This is a genomic window from Curtobacterium sp. MCBA15_013, from assembly GCF_001865095.1.
Taxonomy (GTDB): Bacteria; Actinomycetota; Actinomycetes; order Actinomycetales; family Microbacteriaceae; genus Curtobacterium.
Genome location: NZ_MJGQ01000067.1, coordinates 1 through 14421 on the forward strand (window position 1 = coordinate 1; position 14421 = coordinate 14421).

Consider the following 14421-nt stretch of genomic DNA (forward strand, 5'->3'; position numbering starts at 1 on the left):
GATCAAACTCTCCGTAAAAAAATTACAACCAACACCCGAAAGCGTCAGCGAGTTGATTCTGACTGTTGACTGTCTACTGACAATCTTCAATCCAAAAGGAATTGTCTCCGACGATCACAACCGAAGCTGATCACGCACGGGGTCAATAAATTGGCATTGACAATGTGCACGCTGTTGAGTTCTCAAGGACCAGACGCACTCCCCACTCGACCCCGAAAGAGGTTCCGCCAGAGAGGCTTTTGGCTTTCGTTGCCCGGGGAAGAACCGTGGTGGACAAGATCTCCGGGTCTGTGACCAGGTGACCGTCTCGGCCGTTCCGTTCTCCGCCTCAGCGGCAACGAGTGATTACTTTACGCAGAGGTGAACGGCAGCACCAACCCGGGCCACATCCCGGGCGTGTCGGGTCTGCGAGGCCCGGAAACACGCGGATCGCGCGGTGCGGGCCGAGCCGACCCGCGCCGAGAACGACGGAAGGCACGGTGCGAACCCGCACCGTGCCTCCCGAACGAACCGAACCGGCCCGAACCGGACCGAACCGGACCGACCTACTCGGCCGCAGCCAACTGCCCGCACGCACCGTCGATCTCCTTGCCGCGGGTGTCGCGGAGGGTCGTCGGGATGCCGGCGGCGTTGAGTCGGCGGACGAACTCGTCCTGCACGTGGACCTCGGAGGAGGTCCAGACCGAGCCGGGCGTCGGGTTGAGCGGGATCGGGTTCACGTGCACCCACCCCTTGCCGCGCTTGTTCAGCTTCTCGGCGAGCAGGTCGGCACGCCACGCGTGGTCGTTCATGTCCTTGATGAGCGCGTACTCGATCGAGACACGTCGGCCTGTCTTGACGAAGTAGTTGTGGGCGGCGTCGATCGCCTCGTCCGCCTTCCACTTCGAGTTCACCGGGATGAGCTCGTCGCGGAGTTCGTCGTCGGGCGCGTGCAGGGAGAGCGCGAAGGTGACGGGGATGTCCTCGTCGGCGAGCTTGTTGATCGCGGGGACGAGCCCCACGGTCGACACGGTGATGCCGCGGGCGCTCATGCCGAGGCCGTTCGGTTGCGGCGCGACCATGATCCGCACGGCGTCCATCACGCGCTTGTAGTTCGCGAGCGGCTCCCCCATGCCCATGAACACGATGTTCGTGACGCGCTCGGCGTCGACGCGGTCCTTCCCGCCCTTGCGGGGATCACCGCCGAGCTCCCCCGCGGCGATGGCGGCGTTGGCACGGACGATCTGCTCGATGATCTCGGCCGTGGACATGTTCCGGGTCAGCCCGGCCTGCCCGGTCGCGCAGAACGGGCAGTTCATCCCGCACCCCGCCTGGGACGAGACGCAGAGCGTGATGCGCCCCGGGTACCGCATGAGCACCGACTCGACCAGCGCCCCGTCGTGGAGCTTCCAGAGGAACTTGATCGTGTCGCCCTTGTCCGTCGCCAGACGACGGGTCTCGGTGAGGAGGGGCGGGAGCATGCCCGCCACGAGTTCCTCACGCTGGGCGGCCGGCAGGTCGGTCATCTGCGCGGGGTCGGACGTGTAGTGCGTGAAGTAGTGAGTCGAGAGCTGCTTGGCGCGGAACTTCGGCAGCCCCAGCTCGACGACCTTCGCCTCGCGCTCGGCGACCGTCATGTCGGCGAGGTGCACGGGCGGCTTGCCACGCTTCGGGGACGCGAACTGCAGCAGCGGCCGGCCGTCGGTCCCGGTGGCCTGCGTCCAGCCCTCGGTGCGCGGACGCACCTGCGGACGAGCAGAGCGCTGCTCTTCGAAGGGGGTGCGGGTCTCGGAGGCCATCACTCCAGTTTACGGGACGACGACGCCCCGCGGGTGCCGGTCAGCTGCCGGCGGGGAGCACCCGGGCGAAGTGGTGCGCCGCGGAGTACATCGGCACGATGTCGACGACCGCGCCGGGGTGCGGCGCCTGGAGCACCAATCCGTCGCCGAGGAAGATGCCGACGTGGTCCTCGTTGTCGTACACGACGAGGTCGCCGGGCTGCGCCTCGGACTCCGGGATCGTCGTCGCGGCGGCGTCCTGCGTCGGGACGTAGTGCACGAGCGGGATCCCGACGGCCGCGTACGCGACCATCGTCAAGCCGGAGCAGTCGATGCCCTCGTGGCTCGCGCCGCCCTCGACGTACGGGTCGCCCATGTACTGCAGGGCGGTGGAGACCACGGTCGCCCGGTCGCCACCGGCGGAGAGGACCTTCGAGATCGCGTCCTCCGCCTGCTGGGTGCTGACGCCGAACTTCGTCACGATCGTCGGGTAGGACACCACGGTCGTGGTCGTCGTCATGCCGTCGGTTGACACCACGGGGACCTCGACGTCCCGCGCGACGGTGTAGGTCTGCGTGTGCTGCGAGGTGGTCGTCCCGTGGTGCGCGTCGGTCGACGGGGTCGCGGCGTTCGCCGGGACCGCGAGCGTCAGGCTCGAGGTGATGGCCAGTGCGGGCGCGAGGAGCACCGCTGCGCGCTTCGCGTTGGCAGCCCGGCGGACGTGCCGCGGGTCGACCGCCCGTTCGGCGCGGAGCGCTGCGGACCGGGACAGCACGGCCGCTCCGGCGACGGCCGTCGAGGCGACCGGGCGGGTGTTCGACAGGGACACGCTGCGCGCCGGCTTCTCGTGCTCCACGAAGGTCGAGCGGGCCACGGCGGGGCCGAACGCGGAACGACGTCCGCGGGGACGGCGCAGTTCGACGGCTTCGGTGGTGGCCGCGCCGTCGGGGGCTGCGGGCAGTGCGTGGCGTCCCATGGTTCCTTCCGGGTCGGACGAGCCGGCCCGAGCAGATGACGAGGCGACTCGGGAAGATAACGTATTGGTCACGAACCTGGGCCCCACTGGGCACTCGCCGCGGGTTCCTGCAGTTCGTCACAGGCTCGGGCGTTCCTCGCAGCCCGTTCAGAACCGGCCCGCACCGCTCCGGACGCGGCTCAGGCGGGGGTGGGCCGCATGACGGCGGCGATCCGCGCCTCCCGAGCCCGTGCCAGGTCGTCGAGGCGGGCCGCCAGGGCGCGCACCGACTCGTCGACCGGCGCGTCCCCCGAGATGTCCCCCGGGAGCGGCGCCCCGGCGGTGACCGCGAGCGGGAGGATGCCCGCCCAGACCGCGTGGTCCTCGGCGTCGTCGACCGACTCGCCGACGCCGGCGGCGCGGATCTTCACGCTCGCGTGCTCGAGGGGCAGCTGGAGGACCTGGGTGGCACGGACCTCCTTGGCGGTCATCTCGCGGACCTCGTCGCGGCGTCCGGGCATGAGGTGGTCGGCGACCTGCCAGAGCGCTTCGGTCCGCAGGTCGTCCGGCACCACGGTGGCGTTGCCGACGACCACGGCGCTGCGGTAGTTCGCGGAGCTGTCGAAGGTCGAGCGTGCGAACACCAGGCCGTCGACGTGGGTCACCGTGGCGCTGACGGGGACTCCCGCGGCGCCGGCGTCGAGGAAGAGACCGCCGCCGGTCGAGCCGTGCAGGAGCAGGACGCGGCCGGCGCCGAGGTCGCCGACGCCGCAGAGGAACGGCAGGACGAGCGGGTGTCCGTCGCGGACGAAGCCGACGTGCGCGACGATCGCCTCGGCGAGGATCGCGTCGAGGTCGGCGGCGTCGTGGGACTGGCGGTCGCGGAGACGGCGGACGGCCAGCGACGGGACGGCGGGGTCGGACGGGAGGCTCGTGGTGCGCATGCGGGCAACGCTAGGGTCAGGACCGGTCCGGTTCGTGGACCAGATCGGGAGTGCTCAGGTGGACCAGTTCGGGAAGACCGCCGGGGTCGTCGCGCGCGTCCGGGCGATGGTGCAGGACGGGACGCTGGTGGCCGGCGACGCAGTGCCGTCGACCCGCGTCCTCGCGGCGGAGCTGGGGGTGGCGCGGGGGACGGTGGTCGCGGCGTACGAGCAACTCGACGGCGAGGGGTGGATCCGGACGCGGCAGGGTGCGGTGGCGCGGGTGGCGGCGGGGGTCGGTGCGGGCCACTGGCCCACCGAGCACACTGCGCGCGACGCGACGGGGCACGCGGACGGCTCGGCGAGCACCGGCGCGGACCTCCTCGACGCCCGCCCCGGGATCCCCGCCGTGACGGCGATCGCCGCCCGCGACTGGCGGGCCGCCTGGCGCGCCGCTGCGGACGCCCCGCTCCGCAACGCACTGTCCGACCCGGCCGGCCTCCCGGAGCTCCGCGCGCAGATCGCTGCCCAGCTCGGCCTCGCTCGCGGGTTCGCGCCGGAGATCGGCCGGGTCGTGGTCACCGCCGGCACGGCCGAGGCGCTCTCGCTCGTCACCGAGGGACTCCGGAACCGCCTGGGTCGGGCGCCGGTCGTCGCCGTCGAGGATCCCGGCTACCGCTCCGGACGTCGGGCGATGACGAGCGCCGGAGCCACCCTCGTGGGTGTCCCGGTGGACGGCGACGGGATCGACGTCGACGTCCTCGGCCGCATCGGCCCGGTGGACGCGGTCATCGTCACGCCGACGCACCAGTACCCGCTCGGCTCGGTGATGCCGGTGGCACGACGGCTCAGCCTGCTCGACTGGGCGACACGCACCGGGGCGGTCGTGGTCGAGGACGACTACGACTCGGAGTTCCGGCACCGCGGCTCCCCCGTCCCGGCGCTGGCGGCACTCGACGCGACGGGCGTCGTGGTGCACGTCGGCGGGTTCTCGAAGACCCTCGATCCACGGCTGCGCTGCAGCTACGTGGTCCTGCCACCGGGGCCGGTGCACGAGGCCGTCGCCGCCTCGCGCCTCGCTCGCGGACCCGTGGTGGCGGAACCCGTGCAGATCGCGCTCGCGCACCTCCTCCGCACGGGCGCCCTCCGCCGTCACCTCGGCCGCGTGCGCCGGGACTACACGCACCGGCGCGAGCGGGTCGCGACGCGCGTCGCAGCGGTCGCGGGCCTGGAGGCGCGTGCCCTGGACGGCGGGCTGCACGCGGTCCTGACGTGGTCGGGTCGGGCGGCGGGGCGCGACGTGGTCGCCCGGATGGCGCGGTCCGGTGTGCTGGTGAGCGCGCTGGAGGAGTACGAGGTGTCGCCGGGGAGCGCACCGGCGGGGATCGTCCTGGGCTACGGCGCGCTGACGCTGCCGCAGCTCGATCGCGCACTCGACGTCCTGCTCGAGGTCCTGCGGGTCAGGGGCGACTGAGCCGCAGGTGGGCCCGCACCCGGTCCTGCACGGCGCTGGCGTCCGGGTGGTCCCAGAGCGCGAAGTGGGTGCCGCCGGGCAGGACGAGGAGCTCCGCGCCCGGGACCTCGTCCGCCGCCCGGACGCTGTTGGACGGCGGGACGTCGACGTCCGCGTCACCGTGCAGGAGCAGCGTCGGGGCCCGGACGGCTCCGAGGTCGAGGTCGGTGACCGCGCCGAGGTTCCGGACGTCGGCCTCCCACCCGGCACGGTGCGGGCCCGCGGTGTTGCCGGTGCGGGCGAGGTCGAGCAGGAACGTGCGACGCTCCGGGTCGCGCAGGATCCCGCGGACGTGCTCGCGGAGCCGTCGACCGCGCAGCGAGCTCACGCCCGAGACCGCGAGGCGCACGACGACGCCGGGCACCAGTCGCGCGGCGGCCCGGGCGAGCGCGGCACCGAGGAGGGTGCCGCCGACCAGGCGCTCCGGTGCGGAGACCTCCGGGGGCGTCCAGGGACCGGTCAGTCCGGCCGCCACGACGAGGGAGTGCACCCGATCGGGGTGGCGGACGGCGAACCGGTAGGCGGCAGGGGCTCCGCCCGACCAGGCGAGCACCGCCACGCGGTCGATGCCGAGCGCGTCGAGGACCTCGGCGTACCGATCGGCCTCGTCGTCGAGCGAGTCGTGGCCGGGTCGGACCCGGGTGCCGAGGTACCCGGGACGTGAGAGCGTGACGACACGGAAGTCGGCGGACGGCAGGAACCGCGCCATGATCTCGGCGACGTCGATCCCGCCGGGGGTGCCGTGCACGACGAGGACGGGAGCGCCCGCGCCGCGGACGGCGAACTCGGTGTCGTCGGTGACGACGGGACGCGTCTCTGGTGGCATCACCCGACGATATCCGCGGCGGCGATGAGTCGTCTCCGACCGCGGAGGGTGTCCCCCGGGTACTCGCCGTACATCGAGAAGTACGAACCCGAGAAGCGCCCCATGTGCCGGAAGCCGCAGGAGTGCGCGACTGTGGCCACGGAGGTCTCGCGGGGGTCCGCGAGCTGCAGGCCGAGGCGGGCCTTCTCGAGGCGCAGGTCGCGGAGGTACGCCATCGGGGTGCTGCCCTCGCGCCGTTGGAACCCCTCCTGCAGGGTCCGGACGCTGACCTCGGCCGCGGCGGCGATGTCGGTGGCGGCGATGGTCCGGTCGAAGTGCGCGTACATGAACGCCTTCGCACGTTCGACCGTCCCGGCGGGCGCAGCGGTCCCCCGGCGGTCGGCATCAGAGCGGAAGGCGCCGAGCACCGCCTCGGCGAGCCGCAGGTCGAGCGCGGCCCGGTCGGCGTCGACCACGGCGACGTCGAGCAGCGGACGGGCGACCTCGCGCAGCACGGCCTGCAGCGGCGCGAGGCGTTCGGCGGACACGGTCACGGGGAAGGCGAGGGGCACGGGGGCGGCGTCGGTGCCCACGACCGCGACGGCCTCGAGGAAGTCCGCGTCGAAGTGCACGAGGTGCTTCGTCCCTGCCGGTGCCGAGACGTGGAAGGGGCGTCCGGCCGGGTACATCACGGGCACGCCGGCGCGGAGGAGCACGTCGTCGTCCACCACGATGCCGCCCTCGACCGACCACGCCAGCAGGTACTGCCGTTCGGGTGCGAGGAAGCCGGACCGTGCGGCGGACACCGACGACGTCCGGAGGCTCAGGCGGCCGTCCCCGGTGGCGCGGTAGCGGAAGCCGAACGGCGACGAGGAGGGGGCGAAGGCCATGTCGTGACCGTCGTACACGCCGCGGTAGAACTCGAGTGCTTCATCGGGGTCGGTGCCGCTCTGGAGGACTTCCCGGACAGAGGTCCGACGGACCTCCGCGGTCGAGGACTCCGCCGGCGGCCGGTCCGCCGCGGGGATCACCGTCGCTCCGGACCACCAGGCGATCGCTCCCCGACGAGGTCGGCGAGCGACGGCTCGGACTCGACGGGGACGGCCCAACCGCGGCGTGTGGCCCGTCGGAGGTGTCGGTACGTGGTCACCCGCACCGGCTGGACGTCGGCGTTCGACTCGTAGCTGCTCAGTTCCTGGCTGCTCATGGCGTGCTCCCTGCTCGCGAGCCCGGCTCCGCCTCGGCCTCGTGGATGCCGACGTCCAGAACGGCCTCAGGGTCAAGGAGGTGCCATCGGAGCGTCGGGAGGACGCGGATCGATGCCGTCTTCTCCAGCGACGGTACGCGCGTGCCGGACAGCCCACGTGGACCGGACACCCAGCCCGCGCTATCCGGACGGACCGCTGTCGGCACGGACTGGATTGTTCGCATACAATGCAAACATGTTGATCACCGTCGACCCCGGAGCGCGGGCATCGCTCGCGGACCAGGTGGCCGCCCAGATCCGGCACGCGATCGCCCGCGGCGAGTTCCGGAACGGCGAGCGGCTGCCGTCCGCGCGCGAACTCGCGGCCGCCGTCGACGTCAACATGCACACGGTGCTGCGGGCCTACGCCCAGCTGCAGGACGACGGGCTCATCGAGCTGCGCCGGGGCCGCGGCGCCACGGTGCTGCGGTCGGGCAACGCGTCGTTCGACCGGCTGCGGTCGCTGGTGGTGGAGCTCCGTGAGCAGGCGGAGACCCTCGGGGTCCCGCTCGACGACCTGTACGCGATGATCAAGGGGGCACGATGACGACTCGGACGATGGGGACCGGCGCACGACTGGCCGTGGTGGGACCGAGCGCGGCGGTGGCCGTCGCGCTGGTCGTCACGGCGCTCACGCTCGGACCCGCGCTGCCGGCACGGGTGGCGACGCACTTCGGCGCGGACGGTGTCGCCGACGCCTGGGGGTCGCCGTGGCCGTTCTTCTGGGGGTCCCTCGTGGTGGCCCTGGTCGCCGCCGGACTCGCGGTGGTGGCGCTCGGACGCAGCGACCGACGGACGTGGGCGACCCTGCTGCTGGTGGCGAACCTCCTGAGCGGGTCCGTCGCGACCGCGTGGATCGCCGAGGCGATCGTGAACCGCGTCGACGACCCGACGTTCCCGGTGTGGTGGGCCGCCCTCACGCTCGCGGTCGGTGTCGCCGTGGCGGTGCCGCCGACGATCGCGCTCGTCCGGACGGCAGCGCCGGTCCCCGCGCACGACGTCCCTCCGTTGGACGTCCCGACGGACGCCCGGGTCGCCTGGCGTGCACGGGTCGGCAGCCCCTGGTTCGCGGGGCTCGGCGTGGTCCTCGTCGTCGGCGGCGTCGTCGCGGCCTGGGCCACCGCGTCGGCGTCCGGCGACATCGGCGCGGCCGCGGTGTCGGGCGGGCTGCTCGTCCTCGCCGGGATCGCGGTGGCGGTGCTCGCGCGGGTCGAGTGCACGGTCGATCGACGCGGCCTCCGGCTGACCTCGACGTGGACGCGGATCCCCCTCGTGCGGGTCCCGCTCGACCGCATCGAGTCGTGCGGGTGGGAGCAGGTGTCGCCCGGGCAGTGGGGCGGGTGGGGCTACCGGATCTCCGGCCGGGGTGTGGCGTACGTGGTCCGTTCGGGGCCGGGGCTCGTCGTCCGGCTCCGGGGCGGCGGAGCGCGGGTGGTCACGGTCGCCGATGCCGAGCGCGGTGCGGCGGCGCTCGGCGCGCTGCTCGCGGCACGCGGGCACGCCTGACCCCGGGGCGCGTGCGCTCTTCGTGAGCAGGAATGGTCGGGTCGGTCGAGCGGACCCGACCATTTCTGCTCACCATCGAGCAGCGCGGCGGGGCGCGGGAGCGGGGCGCGGGGGGGGGGGGCGCGGCGCGGCGCGGCGCTACAGGCTCGTCATGCCGCCGTCGACGCGGAAGAGCGCGCCGGTGGCGTAGGACGACTCGTCGCTCGCGAGGTACACCATGATGCCGGTGACGTCGTCCGGGGTCCCCGCCCGGCCGAGCGGCGTCCGGGACACGATCGCCGCGCGGGACTCGGGGTCGCCCGAGATCGCCTGGACGAGCGCCGTCTCGGTGTAGCCCGGCACGACGGTGTTGGCGCGGATGCCGTCACGGGCGTAGGCCATCGCGGTCGCCCGGACGAGCGCGTGGACGCCGCCCTTCGTGGACGAGTAGGCGGCGAAGTCGGCACCCTCGCCGTTCAGGCCGGTCGGCGACCCCGTCACGATGACGGACCCGCCGCCACCGGCCGCGAGCATCGCCCGGACGGCGTGCTTCACGGTGAGGAAGGTGCCGGTCAGGTTCACCGCGAGCGTGCGGTTCCAGGTCTCGAGCGAGACGTCGGCGACCTTGGCGTCGTGGCCGAAGAGCTGCACGCCGGCGTTGGCGACGACGACGTCCGGCACGGCGCCGCGGGCGACCAGGGTGGCGAAGCCGGCCGCGACGCTCGACTCGTCCGCGATGTCCACGGTGAGCGCGATCGCCGAGTCGGCAGTGGCAGCCGTGGACGCAGATGCAGCAGCAGCAGTGGCAGCAGCGGCGTCCCGGTCCGCGTACACGACCCGCGCCCCCTCGGCCACGAACCGGTCCGCGATGGCCCGCCCGATCCCCGATCCGGCCCCGGTCACCAGGGCGGTCTTCCCGGTCAGTCGTCCGGCCATGCCTGCGCTCCGTCCTCGGGGCGGCAGTGCCCCGTCCTCGGAGCGACGTCGCTCCTGGACACATCATTGCGCAACCGGTTGACCGACTGGTAGCAAAGGGACATGACCGACGACGGTGCGTGGGCGGACTCGACCGCCGAGGACGTGCTCGCCGTCGGACCGTGGCGGGTGACCCTCCGCGGCGCCGAGCTCGCCGACGTCAGTCACGACGGGGTGCCGGTGCTGCGCGGCATCCGGTTCGTCACCCGCGACCAGGACTGGCGCACCGCGGACGACACCGTCACCCGCCGGACGACCGACGCCGCCGCCGAGGCCGAAGCCGAAGCCGAAGCCGACGCGACCGACGAACACGGGCACGCGCGGGCCCGCGCCCGCGCCCGCATCGAGGTGACGAGCGCCTTCGACGGCGCCGAGGTCCTCCGCACCACCCTCGACCTCACGATCGACGGCGACACCCTGCACGTCGACGCGACCGCCACCACGACGGCGCCGTTCCGCCGCAACCGCATCGGCCTGGTCGTCCTGCACCCGCCGACCCTCGCCGGCACCCCGTTCACGGTCCGTCACCCGGCAGTGCCCGCCACGGCGCACACGTTCCCGCTGTGGATCGCCCCGCACCAACCCGCGACCGACGTCGCCGGGTACGCCTGGACGACCGGCGGCACGGACTGCACGCTCGACCTCACCGGCGACGTGTTCGAGATGGAGGACCAGCGCAACTGGACCGACGCGTCGTTCAAGACCTACTCGACGCCGCTGGCCGAGCCCTTCCCCGTCGCGCTCGACGCCGGTGCCGTCGTCCACCAGGCGCTCACGCTGCGCGCGGTGCGACGACCGGGAGGCGCGCCCTCCCCCGCCCCGGACCTCGCCGCGCTCGACGGGCCGGCCCCGACCTCCGTGGTCACCCCGCCCCCGACCCTCCAGCTGCTGGCCGCCTCCGCCCCGGCCGCTGCGCGCCCGGACGACGCGGCACTCCCCGGCGGCGTGCCGATCCTCGTCGAGCCCGTCCTCGGCGACCCCGACGTCGCCGCGGTGCTCGCCTCCGCCCGGCGGGACGCCCGAGCGGTGCTCGCCTCCGCCCGGCGGGACGCCCGAGGCGCGCCGCTCGACGTGCGGTTCGTCACCGACGACCCGGCCCTGCTGCGCGCCGCGGTCGACGAGGTCCTGGCGTCCGGGCCGGTGGTGCGCATCGGCGCGTTCGACCCGTCGTCGCACGTGACGACCACGGCGCTGCAGCGGGCGCTCCGAGAGGCAGCGGCCGCACACGAGGGACTCGACGTCGTGGCGGGGACACGCGCGCACTTCACCGAGCTGAACCGCACGATCGACCTGTTCGGCGACTGGGACGGTCCGCTCACGTTCAGCGTGACGCCGCAGATGCACGACCGCAGTCGTGCCCAGGTGACCGAGTCGATCCGGATGCAGCGCTGGGTGGCGATGAGCGCCTCCAGGCTGGCCGCCGGCAGGCCGCTCCACGTCGGGCCGGTGACGCTGCGTCCGCGGTTCAACGCCGTGGCGACGTCGCCGCGTCGGGCCGTGACCGACGCGTCGGTCGAGGCCGGCTACGGGCCGCAGTCCGTGCCGGACGCGACGGATCCGCAGCAGCACTCCGCCGCCGCCGCCGCGTGGTTCGCCGCGGCCGTGCAGGCGCTCACGGTGCCGGGAGTCGCCTCGATCACACTCGCCGAGGTGTGGGGACCGAGGGGAACGCCCCGCCGGAAGGGGGTCGGCGGGGCGTTCCGGTCTCGGGTATCGATCAGCGCTTGACGGCGTCGATCTTGAGCATCTTGGCGATGACGCTGTCGAGCTCGCTGTCGTCGAAGACCTGCTTCCAGTCCTCCTTGATGAGCTTCTCGCGCCCGTAGCCCATCGCGATGTGGCAGGCGTCCGAGAACGGGTTCGAGCCGCGCAGGCCGTTGGTCAACGCGATCCAGGTGTGACCGTAGAGCATCGCGCGGGCGGCCTCGCGGGGCACGCCGACACCGGTGACGGTCTCCTCGAGGGCGTCGTTGAGGAAGTCGCCGATCATGCAGGCGATGGTCTCGACGAGCGTCGGCTCGAGGACGGCGAGCTGCTTCACCGTGACCCAGTGCACCTGGATGACGGGCGCGTACATGGTCGTGATGACGGCCTCGGCGATCGCCTTGGCGGCGTCACCCTCGTCGCCGAGCGACTCCGACGCGTCGAAGGCGGCGATGACCTCCTGCGGGGCGGCGATGCCACCGAAGGTGTCGTCCCACTCCTCCTTGGTGGTGCGCTCGAGGAACACCGACGGGTGGCACGGGTGCGCCACGGCGTAGTGGATGTCCTCGCGCTTCGCGAGCAGCCCTGCGTAGGCGGCGGCCGGGTCGAGGGTCAGGATGCTGGCACCCGACTTCATGACGGGGACGAGCTGCTCGGAGATGCTGCCGAGCAGGACGTCCGGCACGGCGAGGATCACGACGTCGGCGACCTTGGCGGCCTCGACGCTGTCGGTGAGCGACCGGCCGAGGGCCTCGATGCGCTCCTGCCCGGCGGGCGAGGCCTCGCTGTAGAGCGTCGTGTACTCGCTCTTGGCGAAGTTGTTCGAGACGCGGGTGCCCATCTTGCCGCCGGCACCGATCACGGCGACGGTGACGTCGGCCGTACCGGATCCGGCAGCGACGGTGTGGGGGGTGGTGACGGTGTCGGTCATGATTCCTTGCTCCTGATGTACTCGATGGTGTGTTCGGTCCACGCCGCCTCGATGCGGGTGGTGGTCTGTGCCGGGTCGCCCGTGCTGCCGAGGGCCTCGTCCTGCCAGGGCAGCCAGAACTCGACCACGCGGTTGATGCCCCGTGCGTCGGGGTCGATCGCGGCGCGGACGGCGTCGTAGTCGAGGAGACCGGTGCCGGTACGGACGCCGGTGTACTGGAACCCGACCCAGCCCGGTGAGCGGGTGAACCCGGAGTCCTTGACGTGCCAGTTGCGGGTGTACGGGGCGGCCGCGGCGACCACGTCGGCGGGGTGCTCCAGCCGCGCGACGGTGTTCGCCGGGTCGAGGCAGATCCCGAGGTGGTCGGAGCCGACGGCCCGGACGACGGCGACGAGGTCCTCGGTGGCGACGACCTCGTAGGTCTCGAGCGCGAGCGTCACCCCGGCGGCCTCGTACGCGGGGAGCGCCTGGCGCAGTCGGCGTTCGGTCTCGAGGGCGTCGGGCTGGTCGTCGCCGCTCGTCCACATGCTCCGCACGAGGGTCGCACCGAGCGCCTGCGCGACGTGCAGGTACCGCGCGAGGTGCTCCGGGTGGGTCCCACGGGTGCCGACCTCGAGCGCGAGGCCGAGCTCGTCGGCCAGTGCCCGGATCGCGGCCAGTCGGTCGTCCGAGGCGGTGTCGAGCGGCAGGTGGTCGCAGATCTGGAAGAGGTCGACACCGTCGTGCGCCGCCGCGTCCCGCATCGCGTCGTCGAGCGACATCGGTTCCGGCACGCGGTCGGACATGCGCCAGAAGTAGGCGTAGGTGGAGAGGCCGAGCAGGGAGGTCATGCGGTCGCCCCCAGCTGCCCGGCTTCGTCGAGGATGGTCCGGATCGCGGCGGGGTCGTGGGCGAACCGTCCGAGGAACAGCCCGCCGATGCGCCCCCGCCCACGGGTGAGCAGGCCCGGTCCGGCGCTGCCGCCGTAGATCGCGACGGAGCCGGCGAGCTCCGGTCGGGAGGCGAGGTGCTCCTCGATCCCGGCGAGGACCGCGACGATGTGCTCGTCGGGCGCGGGCGCCGGGGCGCCGATCGCCCACACGGGTTCGTACGCCGCGACGACCGGCCCGGAGAGACCGTCCGCGGTCGCGGTCGCCAGGAACCGGTCGAGCTGCGCGGTCACGTCCGCCACGGCGGTCTCACTGGAGGCGCGAGTGGTCTCCCCGACGCAGATCAGGGGCCGCAGGCGGTTGCGGAAGGCGGCGTGCACCTTCCCGGCGATCTCCTCGTCCGTCTCGTGGAACAGGGAGCGCCGCTCCGCGTGCGCGATCTCGACGAGCGCGACGCCGATCTCGCGCAGCTCCGCACCGGACACCTCGCCGGTGAAGGCGCCGGTGTCCGCCCAAGCCAGGTCCTGCGCGCCGAGCGTCACGGGGGCGTTCCCGATCACCTCGCGCACCGGGACGAGCGCGGGGAACGTCGGGATGACGAAGAGCTCGACGGCGCCGGACCGCACCGCGGGGTGGGTCCGGGCGATGTCGGCCACGGCGGCTGCCCACTCGAGCGTCCGGGCGTGGGAGAAGTACATCTTCAGCGACACCCCGATCGTGAGCGGGGCGGCTGCCGTGGACGCGGGCATCAGGCGTCGGTCCCGACCGGGGCCGACCCGTCGGCAGTGCTCGTTTCGTACGAGCAGATTGCCTGCACCTTCTCCGCGCTCGCGGACGACGTGTCGAAGGTGTAGCCGAGCCACTCCTTCGCCATGCGCCGGGCGACCTCGACGCCGACGACGCGCTGGCCCATGCAGAGGACCTGGGCGTCGTTCGACAGGATCGAGCGCTCGACGCTGAACGAGTCGTGCGCGGTGACGGCCCGGATGCCGGGGACCTTGTTCGCGGCGATCGCGACGCCGAGACCGGTGCCGCAGATCAGGATCGCCCGGTCCGCCTCGCCGCTCGCCACCATGCGTGCTGCGTCGACGGCGACGTGCGGGTAGGCGGTGTGCCCGTCCGCGTCGACGCCCACGTCGACCACGGACTCCACCCGCGGATCGGCGAGCAGATCGGCCTTGATGATCTCCTTGTAGTCGAACCCGGCGTCGTCGGAGCCGACGACGATGCGGAACTGCTGCTCGGTCATGGGGTCTTC

The 14421-nt window shown here is 73.0% G+C and carries 15 protein-coding genes; 4 read left to right on the forward strand and 11 right to left on the reverse strand.

All coding sequences use genetic code 11. The annotated features are described in order from the left end of the window. Positions 1–545: 545 nt before the first annotated feature. From rlmN to BIV01_RS17010, 3 genes are all read right to left on the reverse strand, one after another. The gene (rlmN, locus tag BIV01_RS17000; RefSeq protein ID WP_070416448.1) at positions 546–1778 is read right to left on the reverse strand and encodes a 23S rRNA (adenine(2503)-C(2))-methyltransferase RlmN; all 1233 of its coding nucleotides are present in this window, start codon (positions 1776–1778) and stop codon (positions 546–548) included. A gap of 40 nt (positions 1779–1818) precedes the next feature. After that, entirely contained in the window at positions 1819–2733 is a 915-nt protein-coding gene (locus tag BIV01_RS17005; RefSeq protein ID WP_071303622.1) for a C40 family peptidase, read from the reverse strand. Positions 2734–2912: 179 nt separating this feature from the next. After that, complete coding sequence (locus BIV01_RS17010; protein WP_071303623.1) at positions 2913–3656, reverse strand: pyridoxamine 5'-phosphate oxidase family protein; 744 nt, start codon at positions 3654–3656, stop codon at positions 2913–2915. 58 nt (positions 3657–3714) lie between these two features. On the opposite strand from BIV01_RS17010, the gene pdxR reads away from it, so the two are divergent. Then, positions 3715–5109, forward strand: coding sequence for a MocR-like pyridoxine biosynthesis transcription factor PdxR (gene pdxR / locus BIV01_RS17015; protein ID WP_175473773.1), 1395 nt, complete (start codon positions 3715–3717; stop codon positions 5107–5109). Here pdxR and BIV01_RS17020 read toward each other — a convergent pair. The 3 genes from BIV01_RS17020 to BIV01_RS17030 form a co-directional block, all read right to left on the reverse strand. Continuing rightward, positions 5096–5974 (reverse strand): alpha/beta fold hydrolase, encoded by an 879-nt coding sequence (locus BIV01_RS17020; protein ID WP_071303624.1) that lies wholly within the window; start codon positions 5972–5974, stop codon positions 5096–5098. The two genes, pdxR and BIV01_RS17020, sit on opposite strands and share 14 nt — an antisense overlap. Continuing rightward, positions 5974–6843: a helix-turn-helix domain-containing protein gene (locus BIV01_RS17025; RefSeq protein WP_139199535.1), complete on the reverse strand. Its 870-nt coding sequence runs from the start codon at positions 6841–6843 to the stop codon at positions 5974–5976. The genes BIV01_RS17020 and BIV01_RS17025 overlap by 1 nt, the downstream gene beginning before the upstream one ends. 137 nt (positions 6844–6980) lie before the next feature. Next, positions 6981–7160 carry a hypothetical protein gene (locus BIV01_RS17030; protein ID WP_070416453.1) on the reverse strand — a complete coding sequence of 60 codons (180 nt, stop codon included), beginning with the start codon at positions 7158–7160 and terminating at the stop codon, positions 6981–6983. Positions 7161–7395: 235 nt separating this feature from the next. Between BIV01_RS17030 and BIV01_RS17035 the strand changes: the two genes are divergently transcribed. Next, a complete protein-coding gene (locus BIV01_RS17035) occupies positions 7396–7746 on the forward strand; it encodes a GntR family transcriptional regulator (RefSeq protein WP_070416454.1) in 351 nt (116 codons plus the stop codon). Further along, positions 7743–8705 carry a DUF1648 domain-containing protein gene (locus tag BIV01_RS17040; protein WP_071303626.1) on the forward strand — a complete coding sequence of 321 codons (963 nt, stop codon included), beginning with the start codon at positions 7743–7745 and terminating at the stop codon, positions 8703–8705. The genes BIV01_RS17035 and BIV01_RS17040 overlap by 4 nt, the downstream gene beginning before the upstream one ends. Positions 8706–8843: 138 nt before the next feature. Here BIV01_RS17040 and BIV01_RS17045 read toward each other — a convergent pair whose 3' ends face one another. After that, on the reverse strand, positions 8844–9620 hold the full coding sequence (locus BIV01_RS17045; RefSeq protein WP_071303627.1) for an SDR family NAD(P)-dependent oxidoreductase: 777 nt from the start codon (positions 9618–9620) through the stop codon (positions 8844–8846). Between the two features lie 102 nt (positions 9621–9722). Here BIV01_RS17045 and BIV01_RS17050 point away from each other — a divergent pair, with 102 nt between their 5' ends. After that, positions 9723–11387 carry a hypothetical protein gene (locus tag BIV01_RS17050; protein ID WP_071303628.1) on the forward strand — a complete coding sequence of 555 codons (1665 nt, stop codon included), beginning with the start codon at positions 9723–9725 and terminating at the stop codon, positions 11385–11387. Here the strand turns inward: BIV01_RS17050 and BIV01_RS17055 are convergent. The 4 genes from BIV01_RS17055 to BIV01_RS17070 are packed head-to-tail and all read right to left on the reverse strand — an operon-like array spanning position 11377 to position 14412. After that, complete coding sequence (locus tag BIV01_RS17055) at positions 11377–12294, reverse strand: phosphogluconate dehydrogenase C-terminal domain-containing protein (protein WP_071303629.1); 918 nt, start codon at positions 12292–12294, stop codon at positions 11377–11379. The two genes, BIV01_RS17050 and BIV01_RS17055, sit on opposite strands and share 11 nt — an antisense overlap. After that, positions 12291–13124 (reverse strand): sugar phosphate isomerase/epimerase family protein, encoded by an 834-nt coding sequence (locus BIV01_RS17060; protein WP_071303630.1) that lies wholly within the window; start codon positions 13122–13124, stop codon positions 12291–12293. The genes BIV01_RS17055 and BIV01_RS17060 overlap by 4 nt, the downstream gene beginning before the upstream one ends. After that, positions 13121–13912: a triose-phosphate isomerase family protein gene (locus BIV01_RS17065; RefSeq protein ID WP_071303631.1), complete on the reverse strand. Its 792-nt coding sequence runs from the start codon at positions 13910–13912 to the stop codon at positions 13121–13123. Before BIV01_RS17065 ends, BIV01_RS17060 begins: the two co-directional genes overlap by 4 nt. Further along, on the reverse strand, positions 13912–14412 hold the full coding sequence (locus BIV01_RS17070) for a ribose-5-phosphate isomerase (protein ID WP_071303632.1): 501 nt from the start codon (positions 14410–14412) through the stop codon (positions 13912–13914). Before BIV01_RS17070 ends, BIV01_RS17065 begins: the two co-directional genes overlap by 1 nt. Between the last annotated feature and the right edge of the window lie 9 nt (positions 14413–14421).

Coding starts and splice junctions, on each gene's coding strand:
- BIV01_RS17070 (WP_071303632.1), bottom strand. CDS start 14,412: ATGACCGAGCAGCAGTTCCGCATCGTCGTCGGCTCCGACGACGCCGGG.
- BIV01_RS17050 (WP_071303628.1), top strand. CDS start 9,723: ATGACCGACGACGGTGCGTGGGCGGACTCGACCGCCGAGGACGTGCTC.
- BIV01_RS17020 (WP_071303624.1), bottom strand. CDS start 5,974: ATGCCACCAGAGACGCGTCCCGTCGTCACCGACGACACCGAGTTCGCC.
- rlmN (WP_070416448.1), bottom strand. CDS start 1,778: ATGGCCTCCGAGACCCGCACCCCCTTCGAAGAGCAGCGCTCTGCTCGT.
- BIV01_RS17035 (WP_070416454.1), top strand. CDS start 7,396: ATGTTGATCACCGTCGACCCCGGAGCGCGGGCATCGCTCGCGGACCAG.
- BIV01_RS17065 (WP_071303631.1), bottom strand. CDS start 13,912: ATGCCCGCGTCCACGGCAGCCGCCCCGCTCACGATCGGGGTGTCGCTG.
- BIV01_RS17005 (WP_071303622.1), bottom strand. CDS start 2,733: ATGGGACGCCACGCACTGCCCGCAGCCCCCGACGGCGCGGCCACCACC.
- BIV01_RS17060 (WP_071303630.1), bottom strand. CDS start 13,124: ATGACCTCCCTGCTCGGCCTCTCCACCTACGCCTACTTCTGGCGCATG.
- BIV01_RS17025 (WP_139199535.1), bottom strand. CDS start 6,843: ATGGCCTTCGCCCCCTCCTCGTCGCCGTTCGGCTTCCGCTACCGCGCC.
- BIV01_RS17045 (WP_071303627.1), bottom strand. CDS start 9,620: ATGGCCGGACGACTGACCGGGAAGACCGCCCTGGTGACCGGGGCCGGA.
- BIV01_RS17055 (WP_071303629.1), bottom strand. CDS start 12,294: ATGACCGACACCGTCACCACCCCCCACACCGTCGCTGCCGGATCCGGT.
- BIV01_RS17010 (WP_071303623.1), bottom strand. CDS start 3,656: ATGCGCACCACGAGCCTCCCGTCCGACCCCGCCGTCCCGTCGCTGGCC.
- BIV01_RS17030 (WP_070416453.1), bottom strand. CDS start 7,160: ATGAGCAGCCAGGAACTGAGCAGCTACGAGTCGAACGCCGACGTCCAG.
- BIV01_RS17040 (WP_071303626.1), top strand. CDS start 7,743: ATGACGACTCGGACGATGGGGACCGGCGCACGACTGGCCGTGGTGGGA.